The organism is Streptococcus sp. ACS2 (assembly GCF_000525585.1).
Classification (GTDB): Bacteria; Bacillota; Bacilli; order Lactobacillales; family Streptococcaceae; genus Streptococcus.
Map to the genome: position 1 here is coordinate 1 of NZ_JALT01000019.1, position 25,246 is coordinate 25,246.

A 25,246-nucleotide genomic window follows, 5' to 3' on the forward strand; every position below is an offset into this window, starting at 1 on the left:
GAAGATAGTAAATAACGGAAAGCATAACCCCCAAGCTTGTGAGCTTGGGGGTTCCTAAAGGGATAGCAAGACGATTATATCTCTTCTACTGTTGAAAAATAGAAACGCAGCTCTTAGAAAAATTATCTTACTATATTGTACTTCTCTCTATACCTTCTGAAGGTTCTTTCATTGATCCCTGTCATAGAGGCAACATCTTTGTCTGAATAACCCGATAAATATAGATCAAATGCGTGCTTAAGTCGTTCATCATCTTCTGTAAATAATGCTTTTCTACCTGTGTACTTTCCTTGAGCTTTTGCTAGAGCAATTCCCTGGGCTTGACGTTCCTTAATACGTTCTCTTTCTGCCTGTGCCTGGTATTTGTATATTTCCAAGATCAGGTTGTTAAGCAGCCTTCTTAAATTGTCATCCTCAATCCCTCTAAGAGTTGGAAGGTTTAAAACTTCCAGAGTTGCCCCCTTCTCTTGAATATAGTTCATTATAAACGTTAGATCCTTGTTATTACGGCCTAGTCTTTCCAACTCAGTCACAACAACAATATCACCTTCACGAATAAAATCTAGTAAGGCTTTAAGCTGCGGACGTTCTTTATTCGCTCCACTTGCAGCCTCTTTAAATATCTTTTCTGTATCTTTCAGTTGTTCAAGCTGTCGGTCTAAATTCTGATCGATTGTACTTACTCTAGCGTAACCAATTCTTGCCATTTTGTCCTCCTTGTTTTGCCTAACCCTATTGTCCGTCTATCAAAGCCTATCATAACAATAAAATAAAAAAGGGACAATAGGCTACAGCCTACTGTCCTTCTATTTTTTGTTGTGACCCCATATATCTAACCTCTACCTGATAATAGTCATAACCGTCTTTATAAAAGAGAGGAGTGTTTTCTTTTTCTAAAGGTTCTATCCGAAATTCTGATAATATTGTCAACTTTCGTCTATTCCTCTCAAACATATCATCATAAGACAACGTCAACTCAATAAAGATACGATTATAGTCTTCATCTTTTTTCAAAAATAAAAATTTTGGGAAAGTCACAATTATATCAACTCGATCATCTATTAAGAGTTCATCACCTAAGGAAAGCGGCAAACTTGTGCCAATATATAAATGACTTTCCTCATCCCAACTAACGTCCTCTATTTTTGCTGAGTCTAGGGAAACTGCCGTTGCCTCCCCTCTACCCTTATTTTTTATAATCATATGAAATTCTGTGTTTTCATTGTATTGATAATAGTACGGATCCTTCAAATCTCCTTGATCAAATTCATTTATTGAATAACTAGGTGGAAACAGAATAGGAACTTCTCGCCTCCCAATAAAATCCTTACATTCCGTTGGAACAGAATCAATTTTCAGGATAGGCTTATATTTGATCTCGTCATCACTCATTGATTGTCGTGTTTGATAATTCAAGGTCATAACAACACCTACTAAGGTTATTAGTGTTCCAAAAATTGATGCATAAAACGACAACAATTCTCCTAAAGATAGTCCTCCAAGAAAAGTATCTAAAAGTAAGGGGGTAATAAACGAAAACACAGTCAATAAAGCAATCAAAACAATCGTTTTTTTCAAATTTGTATTATTCATTATGTTATTATACCCCATTCAGTTTTCAATTCCTATTGAATGATATATTTTAAAGCTGTTGTTTCTTCTCTTTGTTTTGATGCTGCTGTTTCTCTTGCTCAATTGTTTTGTATTTGGTTAAGTTAGCTACTACCGTATCACGTTTTTCTTTAAGAGCAGCTCTTTCTAACTGTACTTCTTCCAAGACTTTCTTCATTTGATAAGGGTCTGTATTCTTATCAATATGGTTTTTCTCAAGTATCTCTTCAGCAACCTCTACATTAGCCAACTGGCCTTGATAAGTTGATAAAGCTCCAATAATTTTGTTAGCTTCTGAAAGACGGTCATCTAAACGGTCCAACTCAAAGTCGGTTTCTTCTAATTGTTCCAGGAGTTTATTTTCCAGGTCTTCGTATTGTTGTGAGTTAGTGACATTGTTATCTGATAAAAAGTTCAATTCATCCACCAGGCGGTCCAACTTAGAAATGTATTTGTTTTTCTTAAGCAAGAGGTCACCACTCTTTTGTGAGAGTTGCTTCATAACAGTTCCACCTGTGATATAGCGGTTTTGACTTGAGTGGTCAGGATTGAGAAAGTAAAAGAAATCTTTTTGTTTAACGTAAGCTGTGAAAGTTCCGTCTTCGTTCTGATCTAGCATCCGTGCAGGTATTTTGATTTGACCTTTTTGGTCAATACCAAAATCAACTGTTACAAAGATACCTTGTGAGGTCACTTCATCAACTTGCCACTCTTCGATATCTAACTTATACTCAAAGTCTTCCTCTTTTTGTTCTTGCTCTTCCTGGTACATTGCAGCAACATCTTCTTTGGAATAAACAACTTCATTCTTTGCTAAAGCCTTCTTAATCTCCTCTAAAGAATATTTTCCTTTTTTGGAAAGTGTACGATCACGGGTAAACTTTTGTTGCCCCTTGTCATCTAAACGATACTTAACATACTTTCCCGAGAAATCAACGGTTACATTTAGTCTCTTTGCTTTTTCCTTGAAATCTTCCAAGGAAAGAGAGTGCCTCAATAAAAAGTCAAGACGTTCTTTTATTTCAACCTTATAGACGTTTTGTCTTCTCCAGGCAGAATATTTTGTATAGCTATTATTTAGTTTTGGTTCAATAACTTTGGCACCTGCAATCTCTGCATGCTTATTTGAAATCTCATACAACATTTTAGCTGTGTTCTTCTTCCATTGAAATTTCTTCATAGTAACACTATTTGTTGTATTTAAAATAATATGGTTATGCAAGTGTCCTTTATCCATGTGAGTTGCAATAACAAACTGATACTGTCCACCCGTTAATTCCATAATAGTTTTACGTCCTATTTCATGTACCTCTTCTGGGGTTAAATTGTCATCGGGTGAAAATGATTGAATAATGTGGTGTGCTAAAACTTTTTTTGGATCATGTAAATCAGATTGATAGGCGTTTAATCCAGAACGGCCATTAAATATATCTGCACTTTCTTTCATCAAAACAAAGTCGTCAAATATATTTTCTGCATCAGACTCATCAGTAAGATTATGACCACTGACTAGACGTTTACACAAAGTTCCATCAACAAGCTCCATAGGAAATGACTCTTGTTCTGACGTGCTAGTTTCTGATTTTAACGTCTTTGCATCTTGTGTGATATAGTTGATAGACCTCTTTAGGTTCTCAGTCTTCTTGATTTGTAGTACTTTCGTAATTGGCATTTTCTTTCAATAAATTCCCTTCTTTAAATTCAGTCATGATAACCTTATTCATTTCTTTTATCTCTTGACGTAACATCTCGAAGGCTTCGGGTTCAACTGTTCCTGTTTCATGAATGTATCTAACAATTTGGTTAACGTTACGCCCAATAGCATTAACTTCTTGACGTAGTTGCATAAGTTCGGAATAGTCATAGTTATTGACTTTTCCGTTAAGTGCTAACTCTAATAGAAATTGTTGGCGACTTTTTCCTGATTGTTCTACACGTTTTTTTAATTCTTTAACCTCTTTAGGGTTTAGTCGTAGTTTGCATTCTATGTATCTTTCACGCTTTACCATTTGTTACATCCTTTCATATTTGCTTATCTTTTAGTTATTATCATGTGTCTTAAACCTAAATAAAACCATTCTTCATTATTTATTTATTGTAAAAAGGAACCAGGCTTTTTCTACTTTGGTTATGCTGAATCTATGGATATAGAGCGATGGACAAACCCCATGATATAGGGGTATACTTTCTATCTGGCAAGATTAGTATGTGGGGCCCCACATACTGAAATAAAAAAGAAATCGCTCGAACTAGGCCCCCATTTTAGGCCCTGTTTTTGCGATACTTTTTTAATCTTGGGGAAGACCCCAAACCCCTGATTTTGTCGCTTGCGCTCTCTTTAACGAGTGACACTTTTCTAAACTGTACACTCTTTTTAAGTGTGCAGTTTTACAACTTGCACACTTTGACAATCTGGACATCTTTTTAAGATGACCATTTAAAATATATTTCCCATTTAAGCGCCAGGTTCAAACTCAAGGATATCTTGCTTGATTTTGGTATATTCAGCATCGGTCATATTTTCAAGAGCTGTTATAGTTAGTGTAAGATTTTCGGCGAAATCTTCACCCCCATCTTCAAAGCCGTTTTGTTTAAAATCGTCTAGGTCAGCTTGTATGATTTTAACTAGTGCTGCTTTAGGTCTACGAACATTCATAGCATTAAGTGTCTTTTGACCTTGGATAAAATCTTCCATATCAAGAAGATAATCCATTAGTGTCATTTCAACAGTTGTTTCTTGTTCTTTAGTAATCGTCATCTTTCTCTTCCTCTCTTCTTTCAATTTGTGTCAGTGTTTTTGTTCTGTCCCTTCTTGTTAAGGAATTCTTGCGGGACATTACATTTGAATTCCTTGTGATTTTTTTGGGGCTTCGTCTTCTTCTGCAGTTTTTCCGCTAGTGCGCTTTTTTGCTTGTGCTAGGCTATCATAGAAGGTATTTTCTTTAGTTGATACCTTATCACGGCTAACAACCTTATCTTCTGATAATTTTTGGTATTTGGTCATAGCGTGATCAATACGCTCAATCAAACTAGCGCTTTCTTTTTGAACAATCTCTAGTTGAGCAGTCAAACTTTCCAAACCACCTTCGGCAACAGCCCATGAAGCTAGATAACCAAAACTTCGCTCTATACCCATATCAATACCTAGGTGTCTTGAAACGACATAGGCAACTGACTCAGCTTGTAATTCACCAGTCGAATATTTAAGGTCAGGATAATTTTCAGCAATCGTTTTGTCGTTGTGTAATTCTGAGTGTGCCATTTCATGGATAAGTGTACCGATCACTTGTGCAGGTTGTCGTTTTGCCTGATTAGAAATAACAATCTCATTTCTTTTTGTATCATAAAAGCCACCTACACCTGGTTCTGTTTGGTCAAACCGAATTGGAACACCATTGCCTTGAGAGATTTCTTTTAGACTACGATACATATTGTTATAGTCTTCTTTGCTGAGTGGTGTTGTAGCATCCCCACTCATACTTGGAATATCTAATGTTTTTCCTTCTTGTGGTGTTACTTGAGACACATCAAATACAGGGACACTTTTAAAAATCAATCGCTTAAGTTCTTCACCTGTTTCAGGATCAATTTTAGGGTTCCCGTATTTATCTTTGATTGTTACTTTAACAGGTGCCTGAATATAAATAGCCTTTTGTCCTTTAACAGAACCACCACGCTTTTTCCATTGATTGAAAGAGGCAACCAATGTTGCTTGAGGAAGTTGTGCTTTTATTAGTTGGATATTTCTAGGAGAATAATTGTTAAAGTCGGCCATACCGTTGAGGAATTCTTTGTAATTGTCCGAATTAAAATAGGACTTAATCCCTTCTTTCAAATGCTCGTTAAGAGCCTTGATATCATTATTCTTAATCATGTTGGTTACAGTCATATCACGTTGCTGCTTAGTGTAGCTATTATCAGTAGCGTTAAGTGGATCAGTGCCTTCTGAAACCTCTTGACCGTCAAGCACTCCATCACCGTCTGTGTCAGGGGAATAAGGGTTAGTGCCTCTTGCAATTTCTACTTCATCACTTAAACCATCACCATCAGAGTCGAGTGTTGCTAATGATTGTTCTCGCTTAATTGCTTGTGATTTAGACTGTATCGGACTAAAATCATTGTTATTCATGATATCTAACATCTCTTTACCACCATCCTTGATATAATGCTTGTTAATAGAAAGCGTATCAATTTGTTCTCCTTTCTTACGATAAACCCCCAAAATAGCCCTCTCTTCAGCTATTTCATCCATTTGTAAATTTAGGGTTTTACCAGGCTTCATCAAAGAAGCAGGGAACGTTTCGCCATCATCTGTCCTAAATGCAAGTACCAAATCGCTATCTTCTGTACGGATTGCCTTTGATACATCCAACCTATGGAACTTTTCAATATCACTTACATCATTGAAATAGAAAGAACTTGAGTCAATTATAGCTTTAAGGTCAGGCATAATTTGAAGTTTTGAGAATGCAGCCCCTTTATTAGCAAGATAGATATTGTCAAAGTGTCCTTGACCTTGAACAATATTGTCTAGGGCTATGCTAGAGGTGATACCTTGCTTGATAAGATAAATACCTGTTAAGTGCATAAAATGCTCTTTTTCAAAGGTGATCTCAATAGACTTAACTTCATCCTTATCTTTGACAAAATAAGTTACTTTACTTCCTGCAAGTGTTTCATCATACCACTTGGCCACTTCTTGAAGCTGTTGTGCATAGCGGTTTAATTTACGTAATTCCTTGCTACTAATAGGGTGATAGTGTGGTTTATAAATTGACTTTGGTTCTTCAGGTATGGTAAAATTAAGTAAAGGTTGAGACTGAGTTTGAGTCGGTGACGACTCATTCAACGGTTGCGGTTTTTCCGCTTCAGGTAGAGGTGCTGCCTCCTGGTTTCCAGGTAAATCCCCGAATTCGTTCTCAGCCTTTTTTGTATGCTCCTGAGTCTTATCAGGAGCTTTTTTATCGAGTTTGATAAGTCCTTTTTTAGCTTTTAGATAGTCGTTCCAGTCGTTTTTCTTTTGACCGTCTGCAAGTGGGGGAATATCGACTTTAACAGGAATATTCATATCTTGAAATTTTTCTTTTATAAATTTTCGGCCTGCTTCGTCATTATCTACGGCTAGAGTAATTAAACCATCTTCTAAGCGTTGAGAAACGTTATCAAGCATATGTAGACGATCAATAAGCTGTCCCAGCTCCCTTCTATTGTCCTTTAGGACTTGTGACGGGCGATTGGGTCCAGTTGGGTCAGAAGAGGCCATATCAGCCACATAACGGCTCACAGTGGCCTTTTTTAGCCCATCCATAGCAACAAGTCTGACATCTTTCAGACTTTCCTTGTGGACCTCGTAATAGCTCATAAGGTCAATAGGGGCTTCTGCAAACACCAAGCGTTTAGGTTGGCCAATATCAAGTGTTAAACCCATCATTCCGTCAGAGTGAGTCATGATTTTTTTCAAGCGCCCTCGGTCGTGAATATCGGGATGATTTTCAATTCCCTGGAGTGTTGCTCCTTTAAGCGAACCATCTATATCAAGAGACTTAAAGACTATTACAGGCTCAATCAAATCTCCTGTCTTATGATTAGCTTGAGCCAAGACTCCTGCTTTTAAAAAGAGGTCTATCGTTTCATCTGATAGCCCTCTTTCATTTTTTAGATAATCACGTCCCAGGTCAAAGTTTTTTGACTCAAAACGCTTAAGATAATAGTTAAATGGTTCTCTTTCTGGTAGAGGTTCGACTTCAATTGTTTCAAACTCTCCTGTAATTAGGTAGTTGACAGCTTCTTTGAAATTTGGACGTTTTCCAGTGTTTAATTCTTGAATAACTTGTACCAGGTTAATAGTGTCACCACCTGTTTCTTGAGACCACCATCTAAAAGTGTTTCGATCTGGATAGAGCTTCAAAGAGTCGTGCTCTTCCCAATGATAGACGTTTCCACGTTCTGGAATAAGTTTCATTCCAAGACCTTCAGCAACAGCCAGAATATCTTTAGCTTTGGCTTCGTCACGTTGCTTGTTTGATAGTAGGCTTGATAGTGCTTGTCCTCGTTCTGCTGCATTTGACATAGGTTAATTTCCTTTCTATCCGATTTCTTTCCCTCGTTCAATTTGTTTTGTTATGGCCAGTCTCACTTTGGCCACAAAGTCCTCTTTTTTCATTTTCCCTTCACCTATCTTGGCAAGTGCTGTTTCCCATTTACCAGTTGTTTCAGGATTGGTATAAGCTATATTGAGCTTATCCAAATAATGAATTAGCAATATTCCTCGTTCGGTTGGGAATAGTTGGCCACTCTTTTTGTCCTTTGTGATATACCCTTTATCCTGGACAGACTTAATCATGGCATCCCGTGTAGCAGGTGTTCCCAAGCTATACTTAGGTAGCCATTTTTTCAAAAGGCTGTTTTCAGTGATACGTTGAGGAGGTTTTGTTGCATCTTCTTTCAGTTGACGTTCTACAGCAATTTCCTGTCCCTCCTGGTATGGAGGTAAAACCTGTTCCTTACTTTGACTAGGAAGATAGACCTGCCAACCTTTAGATAAAGTCACAGAGCCAGTTGTTTTAAACTCCTGTCCGTTATTATCCAGGGTAATACTTGTTGACGTGTACTCATAATCTGGCGCAAACATCAATAATGTTCTGAAGGTCACCATCTGATAAATCAGACGTTCTTCTTTTTCTAGTTCTTCCATATCTGGGATAATCTCAGTAGGAATAATAGCATAGTGTTCCACCACTTTTTTATCATTGACAAAAGACTTTCTAGGGCTTCTGTTTGGCGTTTCTATGGTTTTACCAATAGCTGCTTGATAGTCGTCAATATGCTCTACTAGGTAATCAAATTCATTAGTTGTGATAAGATTTGAGTTTGTCCGTGGATAGGACATATAACCTTTTTGATAGAGACTTTGGATGATACTTTTTGTCCTATCAGCATCAAATTTATAGAGTTTAGACATTTCAGCTTGAATATCTGTAAGGTTATAGAGTTTAGGAGCTGTCTTTGATTTTTTCTCAGAAGATACCTGGGTAATCGTTGCCCTATCTGACAATAATTCTAGGGCTTCTACAGCTTCTGCTTCAGTTTCAAACTTGGCTTCATGAGAGAAAGCGACCTGGTTTGTCTGGTCAAATAATCGGAGTTGCCAAAATGGTTTTGAAACAAAATTCTCTATTTCCTCGTTATTTTTAACAATTAGCGAAACAATAGGGGTCTGTACTCGTCCGACCGTCATTCCTTTGGACTTTTCAGGAATAAGTTCATGATCTCGCATCATAAGAGTTGTAAATGGACTCAAATTAAAACCTACTAGCCAGTCGGCTTCCCCTCGTGCTTCTGCTTCATGGTAATAGTTGACTGTTTCTTCAGGTCTTCTTAAGTTTCTAAATGCCATATCTAGCCCTTTTTGAGTTAGTGAGTTGGCCCATAAACGATAACTAACCTTTTTCAAACTACCTGGTATCTTGTTGAGAATATAATAGGCAATGGCTTCTCCTTCACGGTCTGGGTCCGTTCCAATCATAATACTGTCAACGTTCTTAATAGCATTCTTGATGGCGTTGAAATTCTTCTTGGTATTTTTTTTGATGTCAAATTCAAAATGATCGGGGAACATTGGAAGACGGTCTACGCTTTCCCAATTTTCAAAATTAGTCCAGGGGTTAGACCGTTCAACCAAGTGTCCAACCGCAGGACGGACAAGAACCTGGGCAGATAGTTGATCGGAATAAACATCCCAACCAGTATCAGCCTTCTTAGGGGTCCCCAAAGCATTAGCATATTTTTTTGCCTGATCGGGCTTTTCTGCTAAGAGTAGTATTGTTTTCATTTCACTCCTCCCTTAGATGCTCCGCCCTTGTTTCTTTTTAGGGCTATCTTGTAGTTTAGCGCTTTGTTTCTCAAGAGTATCTGCAAGTTTGACCAAATACTTATCTACCTCTCTTTCTTTAGCTTTTGCAAGAAATCGCATTCTAGGTTCATTACCAATAGTATTTTCTTCAGCTAATGATATTACTCCCCGACTTGATGCAATATAGTGATCGTAAAGTCGCTTTTCAAATAATTCACCTAAACGACCTAGAGCTTCTGTAGTTTCTAGGTCAGCTTTAGATGCACCTAATCCGCCAGAAGGGTGGTTATGACTAACGATAAATCCTTTATTTTGGTCTTTATTGACTTGGTCCATAATAAAAGCAAGGTCAACGGCTGTATTATTATAGGTACCCATAAACATATCCTTAACACCGTTAATGTTCAATTGGTCGTCATAGGTAATAACTGTGAAAATCTCCTGCTTATTCATAGTGGCCTTCATACACAATAATGACTCAACTTTTTGTTCATCATAATAGACGTTTAAACCTTCGAGTTCTTTTGCTACATAGTAACCAACAAAGTCACTGAGTTCGGATGCTTCTGTTAACTCTTCAGGTAAGTCATAAATACTATCATTTCCTATAATAAATTCTTTATAATCAGTCGTATGTTCATATCCTTTAAAGTCCAATGGTTCAGATGAATCAGCTTCCTGAGAATAGAGTCTTAGCGGAAGTACCCCTTCTTCACCCAAGATTGATATTCTATCAATACAAACTCTAGTAGTATCTTCATAAACTGCTTCAAGTAAATTTATTTTATTTTTTATATCTTGGCTTAAACCTTCTTTAGAAAAGATATTAGGGTGATCTACAATAGCGTAAGACCTAATACCTGCTTTAAATGCTGTATTTAGGACTTCTTTATCTGACATATCCGCAGAAATTTTAGCGTAATATGTAGGGTGGAGTTGAGTCGAGAAACCAATAATATAGGCTTCGTTTTCTCCTGGAACCACTTGCTCCTGATTTACAAAACGAAGCAACGCATCAGAATTAAAAACTTTTGCTGTATCATATTCAAGTTCTTGTTTCGCATAAGTCAAGAAATTCTGAAGGTCATCAACTCGTGGATCGTCGTTCGTAACCAGGTCATAAAGTTCTTGGGCAGTCGTCACGCCAAAGTAATCATATAAGCTCATTTGTTATTCCTTCCATTTTTTATGTAATAGAAAAAGCCAAGTCTTAATTGACCTGGCTTTTATCTTTAGTTAGACTAATAAAATTTATTTAAAAGTTCTTCCAACTCCTGGACAAGTGGATCAGTTGGATTGTTTTGCATATAGTCAATAAGTTCATCAAAGGTACTTACCCCTAAATCTTCCATCAGGCCCTTAAAACCTCGTGGTTTTTGTTTGATATCTTCAGTCATATAATCACCTCCGTTTCTTGTATTATATCACTATCAATCTTCATCCCATGCAAAAGGCAGAACATCTTCAGTTTCTTCTAGGTCGTCTTCTATGACTTTTTCATGATGAATTGGTAAGGCGGTTTCTTGAAATGCACTCTCAGAGGCAATCTCAGCATTATCTTCAGAGGTCATTGCAGCTTGGTTAGTCTCTACTTCTTCGTTGCTTGCTTGAGCTTCATTTTTAGCAATTTCAGCTTCTAGTTCAGAGGTCAAATCAACGACTGTTTCATATTCGATATTGGCCAAAAATTCTTCAATATCAGACCCATAGCGGACATAATCATACCAGTTTTTATCAGAAGGACTGTCCGCAAGCCAGTCTTTCATAGGATGGAGGTTGACACTTGTCTTTTTATCTCGACAAACATTCTGCTTAGCAATAAAGACTAAGGCTTCATCAATACCGATACGTGCAACCTCGTCAGGTGTCATCAAGTCACGGCCTTGGCGCTGGTGAGACGTGCTACTTGAGCCACCACGTCCACGGCTTTCAGAATAGTTCTGAATATCAATTGTTTGTTTCCCTGCACGCATTGAGAAATACTTCATGGTGTCTTCATCATTGGTACCTAGATAAAGCAGAGTCGCACAGTTATTTAAGATTGTTTTCCAGTCATCCTTATACAAGGCCTTTAGTTGGTTAATGGCTTGTAAAATAATCTTAATGGACATTTCACGGCTTCGCACAGAGGCCAAGACTTCATTGAAATTAGGAATACGGCCAATGTTGGCAAATTCGTCAATAATAAATTGAACGTGAAGAAGATCCTCGTAGCTGTAGCCTTCACGTCTTCCCTGGATAATTGCATCAGCACCATGTGTTAATTCCTCGAACATAATTGCAAAGAACGTTGAGGCTAAGAAGTTGAAAGCCTTATTTGTTTCTGGAATTGCAATGAAGACGGCCGTCTTTTGAGTATTCCATGTGTCAATATCCATTGAGTCTGTCTTAATCATATCAGTCACGGCTTGGTGGTCAAATACACTATATTGTGCAGACATCACAGCAAGCACTGAGTTTCTTGTTTCTGCTTGAAAATTTGCATTAAAAAGGTCCCATTGACGACAAGCATAGTTCCCAGGGAGTGCCTCTTCCAACTCTTCAAACATTAGTTCTACAGGAGCAGGAACATCATCCTCTTTGCGCTGCAAGTTACGCAAGAGATCCCCAATCATAGATAAGTTAGGTTCATATCCTCGAACCTGACTATCAAAATAGAGATAACCAATTAAGGCCCTAGTTAAAAGCAAGTTGGCTTGTACCCAGAAATTTTCCCCCTGGGAATCTGATTTTTTAGTTCCTTCAATGATAGCTTCAGTTACTCGGTCTATATCTAGTTCTGAGTGCATATACTTGAAAGGGTTAAACGTATTTGAATTTGATAAAGTTACCAGGTCAAACACTTTAACCTGATAACCATGTTTTTCCAACATTGTACCCACTTCATGCACTAGCAACCCTTTAGGGTCAGTAACGACATAAGAACCGTTCATCTGCATCAGGTTAGGCTTAACATAAGTAAAGGTTTTACCATCACCAGGAAGACCACAGGCAAGAACATTCTTGTTTAGTTGCCACTCAAAGGGGAGGCGCTTGTTGTAAAGCCCCATCTTCACATTCTGAGTGAAAAGCATATTATTTTCAGGCTCTTTGTCCTGAAACCCCTGAAGTTCTCTTGGAGTCGCAAAGCGGGCCGACCCTGCTTCTTCTCCTGATCTTAGATTTTTTGTGGTACTCATTTTACTATAAAGAACAAGAGCAATAAAGAAACCTATAGCCATTGCAGCAAACCCTAAAGGCTTGGAACTAAAGAGAAAATAAGGAGAGTTGAAATAGTTTGTTACTGTATACTCATAAGGCATGAATAAGTGTTCTGCCGTTACAGGTGGGGACATAGAAAAAAGTGTGTAGCCACGGTTTAAAGCTAGAGCAAAGACAAGCCCTAACACTGCAAATGGCCAGAATTTAGGTTTTTTATTTTGCATAAGCCCCTCCTAAACTGACTTCGTAGGCTTCTTAATTTTAGTTCCTACTGATTGTTTTGGCGCTGCTGCCTTATGTTTAGCAATTTGTTCTTGAGGTTTTAAGTCTTTAGGAGTCTTCTGAAGAGATTTAATTTGTTTTTTGTCGTTAATAATATCTTCTTTTACTCTTTCAAGAGCTGCTTGAAATTGTTTTTGATCTTTCGATTTAAACCAGTAGTTATAATTGCCATTTGCTAACTCTTCTGCATGAAATTGAATGCCATATTCCTTCAAATAGGCTTTTAACTTGTCTAGGTTCATTTCATTATTTGAGAATTGCTTATAATCTAATGTATCGCCTCTTTTCTTTAGGGCATCTATAGATTTTTTCTCGCCAGGACGTGCCTCAATTTTAGCAGAAACCTTCTTACTTATATCAACAGCTCCATCTGCTAATGATTTTGCTAGAACGGAACTGATATTGAATAGGAGTCTGGCAGTCATCACCCCTTGATTTTTAAATTCTCTAATGGCACCTTCTTGATCTACAACCATTTTTCTTCTCCTTTATCCTGGATAATCTGACTCTTTCGGCAACTTAGTTACCTCATAGCCATACATAGCCTTTTTGGCTTTTTTTACAGTAAATTTGAAACGTGATGATTTAGTCTTATCATCTTTGTTGTAACTAACAACGTAAGTCATTTCATAAGTCTGCTTATCTTTGGTTTGTGCCTTTTCAAGCAGGACCGCTGTTGTAGTCACCTTGTCAAAAGGTTTGTTAGAAACCTTTGAGCTAATGAAATTATCAAGGTCACTATTTGTAAGATATGCTCCAATAAAGTAGCGACTAAAAACATCTACTTCATGTTCATCTGACATATCACTAACAGTTGAAGTTTGTTTTGGTGTAGACTGTGTTGTTTTAATTGCTCCCGTTTTAAGACCTACTGCAATAGTGTGTGAAACACCTGCTCCATAGAGTGCTAAGAAGAGAACCACCAACCAAGCCACAATTTTACCAAAACTTACAATGTTAAGTTTGCTTCCTGTATAAGATGATGAAGGAACAACATTATTGCTAGTAGGAAAATTTGTTTTTGTGTCTGAAATAGGTGACACTTGTTCCTCTTCATCAATATTCACTGGGTTACTCTCTTCTGGTTCTGATACTGATTGAGGAGGAACCTTTAGGGCTTGTTTAGGTTTCCGACGACTAAACAAGCCTCCTCCTTCAGTGGCTAAACCAAAGTCTTTCAGAGATTGTTCAAGATCGCCTTCCGTTGGGGGAATTTCTACAGTCTTCTCTTCTAGTACTTCATTTGTTTTAGCGTTTAAATGAGTTAATTTATAGCGCCCCATAGTGTTTGTGGCCAGGTGTCTTGTTTCAATCTGCTCCATTTCATAGAGAAATTGAGCACGATTTGCAAATTCGCTAATTTTGTTTGTATTTAGGTTTGTAACTTGAAATGTCATTATCAATCACCCTCCTTGTAATTCTTAAGAGCAGCATCTAATTCTTCAGGACTCATATCATAACGCTTGATTACTTCAAGACGTGCTTCAACTTGGAGCTCTTCAACTTGCTTATTATAACCATCCAGGCGCTTCTGAATGGCAGCAAGTTGTTTCTCCGTCTTTGCTTTCAATTCTAAAGCCCTATCTAAGCGTTCTTGAATTGTTTTCTTTTTGCGTTTAGGTTTTTGTTCAGTTTGTTCTTCTTGTAGTTTTTCTTGATAGTCGTTCATTGTTTATATTTCCTTTCATTGTTTACGTTCAAGCATGATATTGCAGTTAGCAAAAACAGGATCATCAGCTAGTCCTTCTGGGTGAACATACTTATTATTAAATAAAAACTCATCGGCATCATAGTTTAATAAAACTGCACCGCCTTCATCTACATCTACTAGCAAACATTCAAGTTGATCGCAAGCCTGTTTTAGCCTGTTAGCTGTTCGTGGTTTTAACAAGCCACTGTTAGAAATGAGTACGCTCATCCTAATCACTGTGTTGTTTTCACTAAATTCCAAGTTTGGTTCATTGTAGTCCAGATTATCGTCCTCCCACGCCTCTATAATGTAATCATAAAGACGTTCTAGCACTTTCTGCCCCTTAACAACCATATAAAGATTTGGACACTCACCTAGATACATCTCAAATTGGATATAACCAGTACCATAAGGAATTAAAGCCTGTACTCCTTCCCTGTTCTCATCCCTATACTGTTTCGGTAACGTTCTGGATAATTCATCAAGCCTTTGTTTAAAATCTTTAAATTCCATCTAATTATTCCTCGCTGTTTAAAGAGTCTGTAGAAGTTGGTGAAGTAGCATTTCCGCTTCCGCTAGTACCAGTAGAAGCAGAGGCATTACTTCCAGAGCTTGAAGCACTCTCTAGTGTGCCATAGCTATTAGTAGTGTCTGTAACATTTGCTGAGTCTGTGACAATAAGGTAGCTCATGTTATTGACCTTAAACTTTTTACCATCTTTAGTAAATGTTAGGCGCAATGTATTTTTACTAGCAACATTTTTCTGAGCATCTTTATAGTCACCCTTATTTTTTAGGAGTGTATTTGTGTAGTTGATTGTGGCAATGGCCGTATTGTTCTTTTCATCAATAAAGATATCGGCTGATTTGAAAGCTTGGTCAACTACATAACCTTTATAAGTTTGATTAACGGGTTCGTTTTCCATATTGACAACAGACGTATATAGACCATCAGTCATAAAAGGTTTATAACGAGAACGGTTCTCCTCCAGGTCCTTCTTCGTATAATAAGCAATCAAGAATTTCCTGATATAGTCCTGGGTCAATTCAGTTCCTTCAGCAACTTTTTTTGTTTTAGGGGCTGACACTTTCTGTGTTGACTTACCAATATGTCCAACACCGAACCCAATAACAAAGATCAGAATTACTATAATAGCAACTCCTACTCCTTTTAAAATTTTAACTTTAAATGTATCAATCATAATAAACCTTTCTTTAGTTGTATTTTACTGTCCAGGAGGCATAGCAAAACTATAGTAGCTTGCATTATTGACAACCCTCCAATGGACTTTATCTTGGACAAAAGTATAATTAAGCTCAGAAATCAAGAATGACCCATCATCATTAACGTGCTCAACAAACATTACATGACCATAGATACCTAAAGTACCGTCAAAGCCACCAGCAGTTGAACATACGGCCCCAACTTGAGGGGTTGAGGTTGTATGCCAACCGTTTTGAGCAACAAGGTTAGCAACCCAATCTTGACCGTTCCCAAGTTGTGGAGCTACATCAAGCCCCCAAGTTTCGTGTACTCGGTTCCAAACATAGAAAGTACACTGTCCTGCAGGATAATTGTTTCCTGGGTAACCTGTGACAGTGTTGCTAGACGGTTGACCCCATTTTAGTTTTCCTTCGTATTCACTAGGGAAGTCCCAAGAAGAGGCCTTAGTGCCTCCTGGCCCTGAACCTGTTCCTGAACTCTTAGGTGTTTGATGGAACCAGGTCAAAGCCTGTTTCGCAATCTTTTGACGTTCGCTGATTTTATCACCTGGAACACCTTCCCATTGAGAAAGAAAACGACTCGTCAGAGTATCTACATCATCATTACTTGTCAATACGCTTTTCAAAATATTGATATAGTAGGGGTTATCCCCTTCAAGCATGAAACGGATTTGAGCGTCAAGTGTATACCATTTTTTATCAATCTTCTTGGCATATTCAAGTAAAAGTGTGTGGCGTGTTGCGCCATCTGCTGTGTCTGTCCACTGACCTAGACCAAGTCCACGGTGAAGAATGTTTGGGAAACCTCCACCATAAATAGCAGGGCCTCCCATATTCAACCATTCCTCATTTTCCCATGAGTCGGCAGAAGCTCCGACGGGAGGGGAGAGATAATCTCCTTCAGCACGTTTAGGCTCAATTTGAGACTCTACACCAAAACACCCTGCCATTGCAGCAATTCCGTTGTCGGTTGCTTCAGGAAGGGACTTCTTGACTAAATCATAAAGTTGTTTTGCTCGTCCACTCATTTCACCTGCTGTCTCTGTCGTTGTCACTTGGGTATGTTGGCTGTAAGCAACAAAGGGAAAGTAAAAACCAGGATTGACGATTTGCCATTTATCAATCTTCTTCCCTTTTTTATCTACGTTACGGGTGAAGGTTCTGGCATCCTCATTATCTTCATCACGTTTCTCAAGATATTTGGCTTCATCATAATATCGTTTGTCGTCTTTATCGTCTTTGTCCAAAGTCTCTTTGCGTTTAGCATAGGCAATTTCTTGTCCGTTACCTTGAACAGACCCTAATTCAGTCCCCTCTTCAATCTTGTCTCCAGACTTAACACGAGCTCCTGAAACGTTATAGAAAATAAACTCCGCATCATCTGTATAGATAATGATATTAGTCTTCTGTTTCTTTTCTTCGCTTTCCTTTTTATCCTTTGGAAGGTTCGTTTTGAAGGTCTTTAGTGTAGATTTTCCAACCTCAACTTTTCCGTCCATAGGCGCATAAAGTTTTTGACCTGAAGAGGCCTTAATAGTTGTGTTATAGCTAAACTTATCTTTTGCTGTATAACCATAACGTTTTTCTATCATGACTCCTTCAGACTGACTTTTATCATCAGCAGCATTATACAGAGGGTTTTGAAGCTCTTGCATTCCAGGATATTTCCCTGACTCCTTTGCATTTTCAAGAATTTCTTCATATTCTTCACGATCAGACTTACTGAGTTTGGTCCACTCTTTCCCGTTTGTATAGACATCTTTCATTGTCTTCAGGTTATTTGGGTCTTCGTTTTCCTGTTTCCAAATATCATCAAGAGCATCTGAAAAATGGTTTAGACCAAATTTTCCTGCCCATTTGCCACCATTACCATCTTCCCACTTGGCAGATGGTTCCCATTCTCCTCCGTAACGGTAATTCATGTATAGTAGAATTTCATCAATATCTGTGTAGTATTCAACCTTATCATTCGATTTTTTACGGTCTGTCTTAGATAATTGGACCCAAGAGTCATTTAAACTGAAATCTGTTTGTTGAACAATATTTGACGAGAATACACCAGTGACCATGACCACAAGTAACATTAAAGCTAGAATTACAGCAACCACCCAACCAACTGGTGTCGCAAAGAAAGCAATCGCTCCGTTGACAGCAGCAGCAGCAGCCTTAATAGCTAGCTGAGCCACTTGCAAGGCTCTTCTGGCTCCTTTGACACTTGCCTGAGCAGCACGCCTAGCATTCTTAGCAGTCCTTTTTGCGACTCTTCCCGCTGATTTCGTTGAACGTTTGGCAAAACGAGAGCCCTTAACAACACCTCTACCTGTTGCTTTAGATACTCTTCCGATACCTCTAGCACCTTTTTTGGCACTGCGAAGGGCATTTTTTGACGTTCTCGTATGCTTTACAATTTCTTCTAAATCTTCGTCTTGACTTAGACCTGATGAAATATAAGAAGTGACAGCACTTGTACCTGTGTGAGCAACAGCTCTTGTAATCTTCTGGGTCTTTGTCGGGTTTGTCTTTTTAACTATCTTCTTTGTTTTACGAGCAATCCTTAAGTTTTCTTTACTCTTCTTCTTGAGTTTGAGAGCTTCAGCTCCTCCTCCTTCACGATAGTTCTTAGCAGCTTCCCGATAAGCGGCCTTAGCTTTTTTATACTCTTTATTCGCACCTCGCTGTGCAATTCGGCCTCTATTGTTATTATGCCTTTGGACAGCCTGACTGATTTCTTGTTTTCTTTGAGAGTATCTACTTTTTGACGATTGATTATTACTCAAGAAATAATCACCCCTTTCTATTTAGATATGAAAAAAGAGGTGATTATCTATCACCTCTATGCACCTGCTTCAGAATAAGCATCTGTTGCAATTAGTTTAAATAATTTCGTAGTGCTTGGGATTGGGTTTTCAAAAGGAACCACAGTTCCGCCTGCAATAATAAGACCTGTTCCCTTTGCTTTAGGTTTCGTTACGTATCTTAATTGACTTTCTGTCAATTCATACATAGCTGCCAATTCACGAGCATCAGACCCTTTTTGTTTCAAAAGTACAACAAATTCTGAGTTGTTTAACAGCTTACGTCCTTCAGTACGATCAAGCAACGTTTCCACGTTCTGAGTAATTCCCGTAGGAATAGCCCCATATTTACGGACACGGGCGTACAGGTTAGTGAAAAATAGTGCCTGATTATCAGTTTGAAATTGGTTTTGCATTTCATCAAAGTAAATACGTGTAGTGAATTTTCCTTGATTATTAACAACCATATTCCAAATATAGTCTTGAATAACCATCAGTGCGAAAGGCTTCAATTTCCCATCAAGTTTTTTCAAATTGAAGATAACAAAGCGGTCATTGATATCCACATTTGTTTCATAAGAGAAAATATCCTGAGAACCTTTAGCATAGGTTTCAGAAGCAATTGCCATATCTCTAGCTTCTTGTTCTGGTTGATCCAACATAATATCATGCCAATCTTTAAGGGTTGGCATACGTCCTTTATCTTGGAAACGTTCGTAAGTTAAGTGAGTTACACGATCAATAATAGACACCTGAGCATCTGTAACTTCTGTAAGTACGTTTTCAAAGAAACCAATCAACAATGAAGATTTTTGAGCAATTGGATCTCCATCTTCAGCATCCAGTTTATCCATATCAGGCAAATCTAGTAGGTTAAGGTGAGTCTGAGAACCTGGGTAAATATCTATCATCTGCGCTCCAAATTCTCGTCCGATATCACTATACTCGTCTTCAGGGTCTACTATGATGACTCTATCATATATGTTTTTCAATAACGTTGGAATTACTTCCATTGATTTAACTGTTACCGACTTACCACTTCCTGAGCTCCCAAGAATAACACCTGAAGGTGTATTCAAATCACGTTGACGATCAAGGGTAATCGAATTATGGCTTAATTGGTTTTGCCCATAATAGACTGCCCAGGGGCTCTTACTTTGAAGGTCAACGTTCGTGAAAGGGACCTGTGTCACAATATTAGAGGTTGTCATGTCACGCATATAGTTTTGTTTCACTTCAAGGAACGGAATACCAATCGGTAAAGTTGAATTAAGACCATTTTCTTGTTGGTAAGAGGCTACATCAAATTCTGCGCCATGCTTACGTCCAGCAGCCTTAACTCGACTTGTAAAGTCTTCTAGCTCTTCTTCGCTATCCGCTTTAAAGAAGACTGTAAAAATGCCTGAATAAATTTTTTGGTCATTATCCTGTATTTCAGACTTCCAAACTTCGGCTTCTTCAGCAAGTTCCGCAGCAACCCCACCAGTAGCAAGTTCCTGTGAAATACCATCACGAGCCCCTGCTTTTTGACTTTTGACCATATCCATTTTGATAGCCGCCTCTGCATTATTGATTTTTTTCAAGGACTCACCTACATCGTAAGGACGTGCTAAAACATTGATAACTAATTCAATACCAACATCAACAAGCGACTTAATCAAACGATCATTAAGGAAATTCGGATAATTTCTGACAAACATTACACGTCCAAATTGATTATCAATCTTCATCATTTTAGGTTGGAACCAAATTGAACCAGGTGCAATAAATGACTTGGTACCAAGACCACTTCGGATAAGGTCACGGTAATCAAGGTTCAAGTATGGATTACCTCTAAGAATATCAGAGAAGATATTTAATCGATCTGAGCCATTTAATACCTTGAAATCAACATCTACCGCCTGGAATTGAGCTGTAAAGTTGTTTTCAACGTCATTAAGCCTACGGTAGGCCATTTTTCTATCTTCAGCTATTGTAGAAACTGTAACAAATTTTTTAACCTCAAAGTTATTTTGTTCCTTATCAAAACGATCTTTAATTATTTTGTTGTATTCATCACGATAATCATTGAAACCATCATTTACTCTATCATAAGAAATTTGCTCTACAGCATTGTCAGGTAAAGGACGGTTAATGACCGTGAGTTGGTAGGTGTTATCACTGTCTAAGACATTTAAAGCATCAGCATAATAATCTATAATATCTGATTTTTCGTCATCGCTAGCGGTAATGTAGTTAGCATCACCCAAGGCATAGGTCCGTGAAAACTCACGACCTGTAATGTGCATGAGTCCATCTTCAAAAAGACTCGTGTACTTAATTGTATTTTGAGTTGATTTTTTTAATGCTTTTTGTAGCTGTTTCCCACGTTCTAGCTCCTCTTGTGTAAGAGGTGGCTTAATTCCATTCGTGGACATCTTTTGCTTGCGAAAAGGCAGAATTGCCATAAGTTACCTCCTTATTATTTCCAAATGCTGTGAAATCATCATCTATCATATATGTTTTTAAATAAAGTTGGAATTATTTCCATTGAACTAACTGTTACCTTTTTACCACTTCCTGAGCTCCCAAGAATAACACCTGAAGGTGTATTCAAATCACGTTGACGATTAAGTCCAAGCTTCCAAACTTCGGCTTCTTCAAAAAGTTCCGCTAGCTCCTCTTGTGTAAGAGTTGGCTTAATTCCATTCGTGGACATCTTTTGCTTGTGAAAAGGCAGAATTGCCATAAGTTACCTCCATGTTATTTCCAAATGCTGTGAAATCATCATCAGTTTGATAGCTTCTTTCTTGAATTGTTAATATAAATAGCATTCGTTCTTTAACAATCCCGTCCAACTTAAGCCCATAGACGATAAAAGGTGGTGTTCCTAGAACAACCACCATATACATATATAGGTCAGGAATAGACCAAAAAACTGTTGGTAAGACACCAATCATAACGACAGTTCCTACACCTAAGACCATTATAAAAATGCGGGCCGTCATACCGCCTACAACCGATCTTTCATACTGATCAATTTCTTTTAGGAAAATCGACCCTAATTTACTTTTATTCAACTGTATACCTCCATTTAGTTAGCTTGGAGAAGTGATCTTGCCATCCGTTGTGAACCTAAGAGCAACCAAACAAATAAAATGCACTTTCCAATATAAGAAAAACCTGATGCAAATGTTTTTATCCAATCTGCATTAGCTAGGTCAATATCGGTTTGCACTCCGAAGGCATGCCAAATAACCAATAAAATGACAATCAAAAGTCCTTGGAGGGCAGCTGCGGTAGTCTTTCTCAATAAATTAGTCGCAATGCTTCTTGTGTCATCAGACATCCAAAAAGCAACGATTAAAGGTGATACGGCTCTGTAGAGATAAAGTTCAATAAATCTCATAAATACTAGGATATTTGTTAGCATCAAGGCTGTGGCACCGCAAAGATATGCTAGTGCATTTACAACCGCCCTAATGACCCAATTTCCTTTTTTAAGAGCTGTAAATTCAAAAAGATCATTCGATACGTTAGCTCCAACCATACGTATCAATAGACTAGTAACCTGCATAATAGCAACAACAATTTGGCTTGACAGGGCTACTAGAAAGTATGCAATAAGATACTTTAAAGCAACTTCTAACATGAGACGATAAGTCAGTTCTCCGCCTTGTTGCTTAAGATACTTGTACCAGGACATCATTTCTACTAACAAAAAGAAACTAACAATAATATAACCTACTACAACAAAACTTTTATTAATACCAATAACAGCTTGGTTTGCAGCGCTATTATATTGCCTTAAACTTTTTGTCATGTTTTTTATAAGTTCGTCCATAGTCCTCCCTTCATACTTTAAGGATAAAAAAAGAAGTGTCTGAAACACTTCATGATAAATATTAACGTGATAAGAGAAAAACAAAACCTATGATACGTACAAAAAAGAAGAAAATGGTCAAAATAATATTAACTATAAATAAAGCAAGTGAGAAAGCAAGTTTTACCAACCCCCATAAAACACTGATGATAAATGTCAGTGCATTCCAAAGGCTTCTCCAGGCTGATTTTTTGCGATAGTTAGGACTATGATTTGAAATATAATCCTGACTTTCGACAGTTAAAGGAGTAGATGACTCAGAAATTACAAAAATATCACCATTTTTTTCGGCTTCATAAACCTCTGAAATAGATGGTTTATGACCATTGATACTTTCGTAATAGTCAATCCATTCTTCTCTATTCATAATCATCAACCTCTTTCCTAATCTTTTTCTTATTGTATCATAATTATTAACGCTTTGGTATCTCTCTAAATATCTTTTAAAATTGAATTGAGTTGATTGCAGCAACAATTGCAGCTGCAATACTTGCTGATACAGCAGCTAGTCCGCCACCATAAACCATCCCCGCCATTCCGTTATCGGTTTGCTGTGGGTTTTGGTTCTTTTTTCCTTGGAAGAACTCAATTGCACCTACAAATGCCCATCCTAGGCCACCAATAGCGACCAATGCACCCATGACAGTAATAATTTTTGTAACAACTTCCATTCTTTTATTTCTCCTTTGTTTCGCAAAAAAGAGGCATCAGCCTCTAGTTAGTCTTCTTCAATAATCACACAAGGTTCATCTTCTAGTAAGATGACTTGTGGAGCTTCTTGTTTATATTCAATCATGATAGAACCTCCATCTATACAAAGGACAGTTAGATTTCATAGACAGTTTATTGACTTATCTAGGTCAATATTCAAACAAATAACGAGCCAGGGAATCGAACCCCGTTACGCTCCTAAAAGCACTCGCTACTAACCAATGTCTTATCGTAGTTCTTGGTTAAATGAAATCTAACTGGCTTGTATTTTAATGATTAGGTTTATTTATTTTCTGACATTATTATGCTATAATGTCGATGTAAGTTTTAAATTTTTATAAATTTTTAACTAACCCCGATGGCCGTCGGGGTTTTTTTGTGTAGAGGTTGCTGAAGACCTCTTCTTTAAGACGGGTTTATCAAGCCATTCAAACCGTCCTGATAATTTTTTAAAATTTGTAATATAACGGCCGATTAAAATGTATAGCATATTAAGACCAATTAAAATTACAAATGATAAAAGAATTCCTAGAATTGGTTTTAGGTAATCCATCTAGTCCTTCTTACGTTTTGGCAAGAAACCAAGTCCTGCTGCAATAAGAAATGCGCCTAGGCTTGTAAGGCTTACTGTAAGGGCGGTATCATCACCAGTGTGTGGTAACGACTCTGTTTCAGCGGCTACTGCTTGTTTGTCAGTTGACGGTTTAGCTCCAGGGGCTTTATCCGTTACCTTATTTGGATCAGGAATTTGACTGTTAGAAGCAGTTGTTTTTGACTTCTTCGTCTTAGAAGTAGATGGTTTTTCCTCAGACTTTGTTGTTGTCGGAGGAGTTGGCGTTACAGGTGTGGTAGGTGCTGTAATACCAGAAGTCCCGTCTGACACATGACTAGCACTTGTATCAGGAACCTTGTCTGTTGGAACAGTAGGCGTCACGCTAACCGTTGGGCTAGTTGACCCGTCAATAACAGGCGTTGTTTCATCAGCGAAAACCCCTGATGATGCAGTTGCAAGCACTGCTGTTGAGATAAGTGAAATAAATTTCGCTTTATTCAAAGTCTCATACCTCTCTTTTCTTTTCCTTGCGGTGATAACCGACACCGCTTAAGCGAAGGAAGGATTGGTTGTTTTGCACAAATTTTCTTGCAATAACTAAATTATTCCGTTTAACGACTGATATTGCTTGAAATATAGTTGCAAAAGGCACAATCTCTTCCACGTTTACAAGTCGTCCATTTTTTCGCTCTTTTTTTTGAATTGCTGCGAACTTTGGTCGACATTTGGCAACGGTACCGTCTTGAAGATATAGCATTACACCACCTTCAAGACCGAGTTGCCTGAGATCGGATAATCTCAAAAGAGTATCATTCATTTCGAACTCCTTTTTTTGCTTTTGTTTAACCCAAAATAGTTAAATCTGCATTTTGACGTAAGGTTTATAGCTTTGTTCACCTCGAACTCATTAAGGCTGGTAGCCACGGCCCGCTTGACCAACCACACAATTTTAACTGTGGGTCCTACCTCGTTAGCACTTACTTCCTGTAAGTGTGCCTTTGTTATACTTGATACCAGGCGCTAGATATACTTCTACTAGCTACGCTTTCGCCCCCATTTCTTTATTTTATGCCTTGAGTATCACTAATCAGGACGAAAGATTATTATTCAGTTTTCAAGGAACATCAAGCAGTTTTAAGACCTGCTAAGGTCAAAGCTAAAGCAGCTTGTTACATACCAGTTGAAATCCAAGGGCCAACGCTGTCGTAAACCCATCCAACTCCGTTAGCATAGCCTTTTAGGACACTACGGTAATAGAGTCTTCCACGAATTCGGCGGTACTCATAGTAACGTCTCACTGGAGTATCTGCGTGTGCAACATTATCACCTGTCTTGTGCTGAACAGCACTGATTGTTGCACCACCCACTCCAAGAAGAGTGACTGCAAGCATAAGTTTGTTAGCAAATTTCATTTTGCTACCTCCTGAAAACATTTGTGACAGTTTAACGACTTATCCAGGTCATGC

At 38.0% G+C, this 25,246-nt stretch carries 25 protein-coding genes; all 25 read right to left on the minus strand.

From position 1 onward, the window contains the following. Nucleotides 1-122: 122 nt before the first annotated feature. Nucleotides 123-707, minus strand: coding sequence for a recombinase family protein (locus tag HMPREF1517_RS02975; RefSeq protein ID WP_037599279.1), 585 nt, complete (start codon nt 705-707; stop codon nt 123-125). Between the two features lie 88 nt (nt 708-795). Further along, nucleotides 796-1,593 carry a hypothetical protein gene (locus HMPREF1517_RS02980; protein ID WP_037599391.1) on the minus strand — a complete coding sequence of 266 codons (798 nt, stop codon included), beginning with the start codon at nt 1,591-1,593 and terminating at the stop codon, nt 796-798. A gap of 49 nt (nt 1,594-1,642) precedes the next feature. Further along, nucleotides 1,643-3,283 (minus strand): helical hairpin domain-containing protein, encoded by a 1,641-nt coding sequence (locus HMPREF1517_RS02985; protein ID WP_037599280.1) that lies wholly within the window; start codon nt 3,281-3,283, stop codon nt 1,643-1,645. Next, nucleotides 3,246-3,620, minus strand: coding sequence for a plasmid mobilization protein (locus HMPREF1517_RS02990; RefSeq protein ID WP_037599282.1), 375 nt, complete (start codon nt 3,618-3,620; stop codon nt 3,246-3,248). The genes HMPREF1517_RS02985 and HMPREF1517_RS02990 overlap by 38 nt, the downstream gene beginning before the upstream one ends. Before the next feature lie 446 nt (nt 3,621-4,066). Next, nucleotides 4,067-4,369, minus strand: a complete 303-nt coding sequence (locus HMPREF1517_RS02995) for a hypothetical protein (protein WP_037599283.1) — start codon at nt 4,367-4,369, stop codon at nt 4,067-4,069. A 78-nt stretch (nt 4,370-4,447) separates the two neighbouring features. Further along, nucleotides 4,448-7,681 (minus strand): PBECR4 domain-containing protein, encoded by a 3,234-nt coding sequence (locus tag HMPREF1517_RS03000; protein ID WP_037599284.1) that lies wholly within the window; start codon nt 7,679-7,681, stop codon nt 4,448-4,450. Between the two features lie 15 nt (nt 7,682-7,696). Beyond that, the gene (locus HMPREF1517_RS03005) at nt 7,697-9,442 is read right to left on the minus strand and encodes a DNA topoisomerase (protein WP_037599285.1); all 1,746 of its coding nucleotides are present in this window, start codon (nt 9,440-9,442) and stop codon (nt 7,697-7,699) included. 12 nt (nt 9,443-9,454) lie between these two features. Further along, nucleotides 9,455-10,630 carry a JAB domain-containing protein gene (locus HMPREF1517_RS03010; protein WP_037599287.1) on the minus strand — a complete coding sequence of 392 codons (1,176 nt, stop codon included), beginning with the start codon at nt 10,628-10,630 and terminating at the stop codon, nt 9,455-9,457. 74 nt (nt 10,631-10,704) lie between these two features. Next, nucleotides 10,705-10,860: a hypothetical protein gene (locus HMPREF1517_RS10430; protein WP_156921844.1), complete on the minus strand. Its 156-nt coding sequence runs from the start codon at nt 10,858-10,860 to the stop codon at nt 10,705-10,707. A 33-nt stretch (nt 10,861-10,893) separates the two neighbouring features. Next, a complete protein-coding gene (locus HMPREF1517_RS03015) occupies nt 10,894-12,888 on the minus strand; it encodes a VirD4-like conjugal transfer protein, CD1115 family (RefSeq protein ID WP_037599288.1) in 1,995 nt (664 codons plus the stop codon). Nucleotides 12,889-12,897: 9 nt separating this feature from the next. Next, the gene (locus tag HMPREF1517_RS10055; protein WP_051411993.1) at nt 12,898-13,422 is read right to left on the minus strand and encodes a DUF3801 domain-containing protein; all 525 of its coding nucleotides are present in this window, start codon (nt 13,420-13,422) and stop codon (nt 12,898-12,900) included. 12 nt (nt 13,423-13,434) lie between these two features. Further along, complete coding sequence (locus HMPREF1517_RS10060; protein ID WP_051411994.1) at nt 13,435-14,343, minus strand: hypothetical protein; 909 nt, start codon at nt 14,341-14,343, stop codon at nt 13,435-13,437. A gap of 2 nt (nt 14,344-14,345) precedes the next feature. Continuing rightward, nucleotides 14,346-14,615 carry a hypothetical protein gene (locus HMPREF1517_RS03030; protein ID WP_037599289.1) on the minus strand — a complete coding sequence of 90 codons (270 nt, stop codon included), beginning with the start codon at nt 14,613-14,615 and terminating at the stop codon, nt 14,346-14,348. 15 nt (nt 14,616-14,630) lie between these two features. After that, the gene (locus tag HMPREF1517_RS03035; protein ID WP_037599291.1) at nt 14,631-15,149 is read right to left on the minus strand and encodes a hypothetical protein; all 519 of its coding nucleotides are present in this window, start codon (nt 15,147-15,149) and stop codon (nt 14,631-14,633) included. Nucleotides 15,150-15,153: 4 nt separating this feature from the next. Beyond that, a complete protein-coding gene (locus HMPREF1517_RS03040; protein WP_037599292.1) occupies nt 15,154-15,837 on the minus strand; it encodes a hypothetical protein in 684 nt (227 codons plus the stop codon). Between the two features lie 24 nt (nt 15,838-15,861). Then, on the minus strand, nt 15,862-18,636 hold the full coding sequence (locus HMPREF1517_RS03045) for a phage tail tip lysozyme (RefSeq protein WP_037599294.1): 2,775 nt from the start codon (nt 18,634-18,636) through the stop codon (nt 15,862-15,864). A 56-nt stretch (nt 18,637-18,692) separates the two neighbouring features. Next, nucleotides 18,693-21,101 carry a VirB4-like conjugal transfer ATPase, CD1110 family gene (locus HMPREF1517_RS03050; RefSeq protein WP_232219556.1) on the minus strand — a complete coding sequence of 803 codons (2,409 nt, stop codon included), beginning with the start codon at nt 21,099-21,101 and terminating at the stop codon, nt 18,693-18,695. 38 nt (nt 21,102-21,139) lie between these two features. Next, a complete protein-coding gene (locus HMPREF1517_RS03055; protein ID WP_037599295.1) occupies nt 21,140-21,352 on the minus strand; it encodes a hypothetical protein in 213 nt (70 codons plus the stop codon). Further along, nucleotides 21,333-21,713 (minus strand): hypothetical protein, encoded by a 381-nt coding sequence (locus tag HMPREF1517_RS03060; protein WP_037599297.1) that lies wholly within the window; start codon nt 21,711-21,713, stop codon nt 21,333-21,335. Before HMPREF1517_RS03060 ends, HMPREF1517_RS03055 begins: the two co-directional genes overlap by 20 nt. Before the next feature lie 14 nt (nt 21,714-21,727). Further along, the gene (locus HMPREF1517_RS03065; RefSeq protein WP_037599298.1) at nt 21,728-22,477 is read right to left on the minus strand and encodes a hypothetical protein; all 750 of its coding nucleotides are present in this window, start codon (nt 22,475-22,477) and stop codon (nt 21,728-21,730) included. 61 nt (nt 22,478-22,538) lie between these two features. Continuing rightward, nucleotides 22,539-22,883: a hypothetical protein gene (locus HMPREF1517_RS03070; RefSeq protein WP_142236167.1), complete on the minus strand. Its 345-nt coding sequence runs from the start codon at nt 22,881-22,883 to the stop codon at nt 22,539-22,541. Nucleotides 22,884-22,959: 76 nt separating this feature from the next. Then, entirely contained in the window at nt 22,960-23,187 is a 228-nt protein-coding gene (locus tag HMPREF1517_RS03075) for a hypothetical protein (protein WP_037599300.1), read from the minus strand. Between the two features lie 593 nt (nt 23,188-23,780). Then, nucleotides 23,781-24,281 carry an LPXTG cell wall anchor domain-containing protein gene (locus HMPREF1517_RS10065; RefSeq protein ID WP_051411995.1) on the minus strand — a complete coding sequence of 167 codons (501 nt, stop codon included), beginning with the start codon at nt 24,279-24,281 and terminating at the stop codon, nt 23,781-23,783. Nucleotides 24,282-24,285: 4 nt separating this feature from the next. Then, a complete protein-coding gene (locus HMPREF1517_RS03090) occupies nt 24,286-24,597 on the minus strand; it encodes a hypothetical protein (protein ID WP_037599303.1) in 312 nt (103 codons plus the stop codon). A gap of 352 nt (nt 24,598-24,949) precedes the next feature. Next, entirely contained in the window at nt 24,950-25,192 is a 243-nt protein-coding gene (locus HMPREF1517_RS03095; RefSeq protein ID WP_037599304.1) for a hypothetical protein, read from the minus strand. Nucleotides 25,193-25,246 lie beyond the last annotated feature (54 nt).

What these genes read in the sequence shown, in the direction of transcription:
- HMPREF1517_RS02975 (WP_037599279.1), bottom strand. Translation starts at nt 707, where the DNA reads ATGGCAAGAATTGGTTACGCTAGAGTAAGTACAATCGATCAGAATTTA.
- HMPREF1517_RS02980 (WP_037599391.1), bottom strand. Translation starts at nt 1,593, where the DNA reads ATGAATAATACAAATTTGAAAAAAACGATTGTTTTGATTGCTTTATTG.
- HMPREF1517_RS02985 (WP_037599280.1), bottom strand. Translation starts at nt 3,283, where the DNA reads ATGCCAATTACGAAAGTACTACAAATCAAGAAGACTGAGAACCTAAAG.
- HMPREF1517_RS02990 (WP_037599282.1), bottom strand. Translation starts at nt 3,620, where the DNA reads ATGGTAAAGCGTGAAAGATACATAGAATGCAAACTACGACTAAACCCT.
- HMPREF1517_RS02995 (WP_037599283.1), bottom strand. Translation starts at nt 4,369, where the DNA reads ATGACGATTACTAAAGAACAAGAAACAACTGTTGAAATGACACTAATG.
- HMPREF1517_RS03000 (WP_037599284.1), bottom strand. Translation starts at nt 7,681, where the DNA reads ATGTCAAATGCAGCAGAACGAGGACAAGCACTATCAAGCCTACTATCA.
- HMPREF1517_RS03005 (WP_037599285.1), bottom strand. Translation starts at nt 9,442, where the DNA reads ATGAAAACAATACTACTCTTAGCAGAAAAGCCCGATCAGGCAAAAAAA.
- HMPREF1517_RS03010 (WP_037599287.1), bottom strand. Translation starts at nt 10,630, where the DNA reads ATGAGCTTATATGATTACTTTGGCGTGACGACTGCCCAAGAACTTTAT.
- HMPREF1517_RS10430 (WP_156921844.1), bottom strand. Translation starts at nt 10,860, where the DNA reads ATGACTGAAGATATCAAACAAAAACCACGAGGTTTTAAGGGCCTGATG.
- HMPREF1517_RS03015 (WP_037599288.1), bottom strand. Translation starts at nt 12,888, where the DNA reads ATGCAAAATAAAAAACCTAAATTCTGGCCATTTGCAGTGTTAGGGCTT.
- HMPREF1517_RS10055 (WP_051411993.1), bottom strand. Translation starts at nt 13,422, where the DNA reads ATGGTTGTAGATCAAGAAGGTGCCATTAGAGAATTTAAAAATCAAGGG.
- HMPREF1517_RS10060 (WP_051411994.1), bottom strand. Translation starts at nt 14,343, where the DNA reads ATGACATTTCAAGTTACAAACCTAAATACAAACAAAATTAGCGAATTT.
- HMPREF1517_RS03030 (WP_037599289.1), bottom strand. Translation starts at nt 14,615, where the DNA reads ATGAACGACTATCAAGAAAAACTACAAGAAGAACAAACTGAACAAAAA.
- HMPREF1517_RS03035 (WP_037599291.1), bottom strand. Translation starts at nt 15,149, where the DNA reads ATGGAATTTAAAGATTTTAAACAAAGGCTTGATGAATTATCCAGAACG.
- HMPREF1517_RS03040 (WP_037599292.1), bottom strand. Translation starts at nt 15,837, where the DNA reads ATGATTGATACATTTAAAGTTAAAATTTTAAAAGGAGTAGGAGTTGCT.
- HMPREF1517_RS03050 (WP_232219556.1), bottom strand. Translation starts at nt 21,101, where the DNA reads ATGGCAATTCTGCCTTTTCGCAAGCAAAAGATGTCCACGAATGGAATT.
- HMPREF1517_RS03055 (WP_037599295.1), bottom strand. Translation starts at nt 21,352, where the DNA reads ATGTCCACGAATGGAATTAAGCCAACTCTTACACAAGAGGAGCTAGCG.
- HMPREF1517_RS03065 (WP_037599298.1), bottom strand. Translation starts at nt 22,477, where the DNA reads ATGGACGAACTTATAAAAAACATGACAAAAAGTTTAAGGCAATATAAT.
- HMPREF1517_RS03070 (WP_142236167.1), bottom strand. Translation starts at nt 22,883, where the DNA reads ATGAATAGAGAAGAATGGATTGACTATTACGAAAGTATCAATGGTCAT.
- HMPREF1517_RS03075 (WP_037599300.1), bottom strand. Translation starts at nt 23,187, where the DNA reads ATGGAAGTTGTTACAAAAATTATTACTGTCATGGGTGCATTGGTCGCT.
- HMPREF1517_RS03090 (WP_037599303.1), bottom strand. Translation starts at nt 24,597, where the DNA reads ATGAATGATACTCTTTTGAGATTATCCGATCTCAGGCAACTCGGTCTT.
- HMPREF1517_RS03095 (WP_037599304.1), bottom strand. Translation starts at nt 25,192, where the DNA reads ATGAAATTTGCTAACAAACTTATGCTTGCAGTCACTCTTCTTGGAGTG.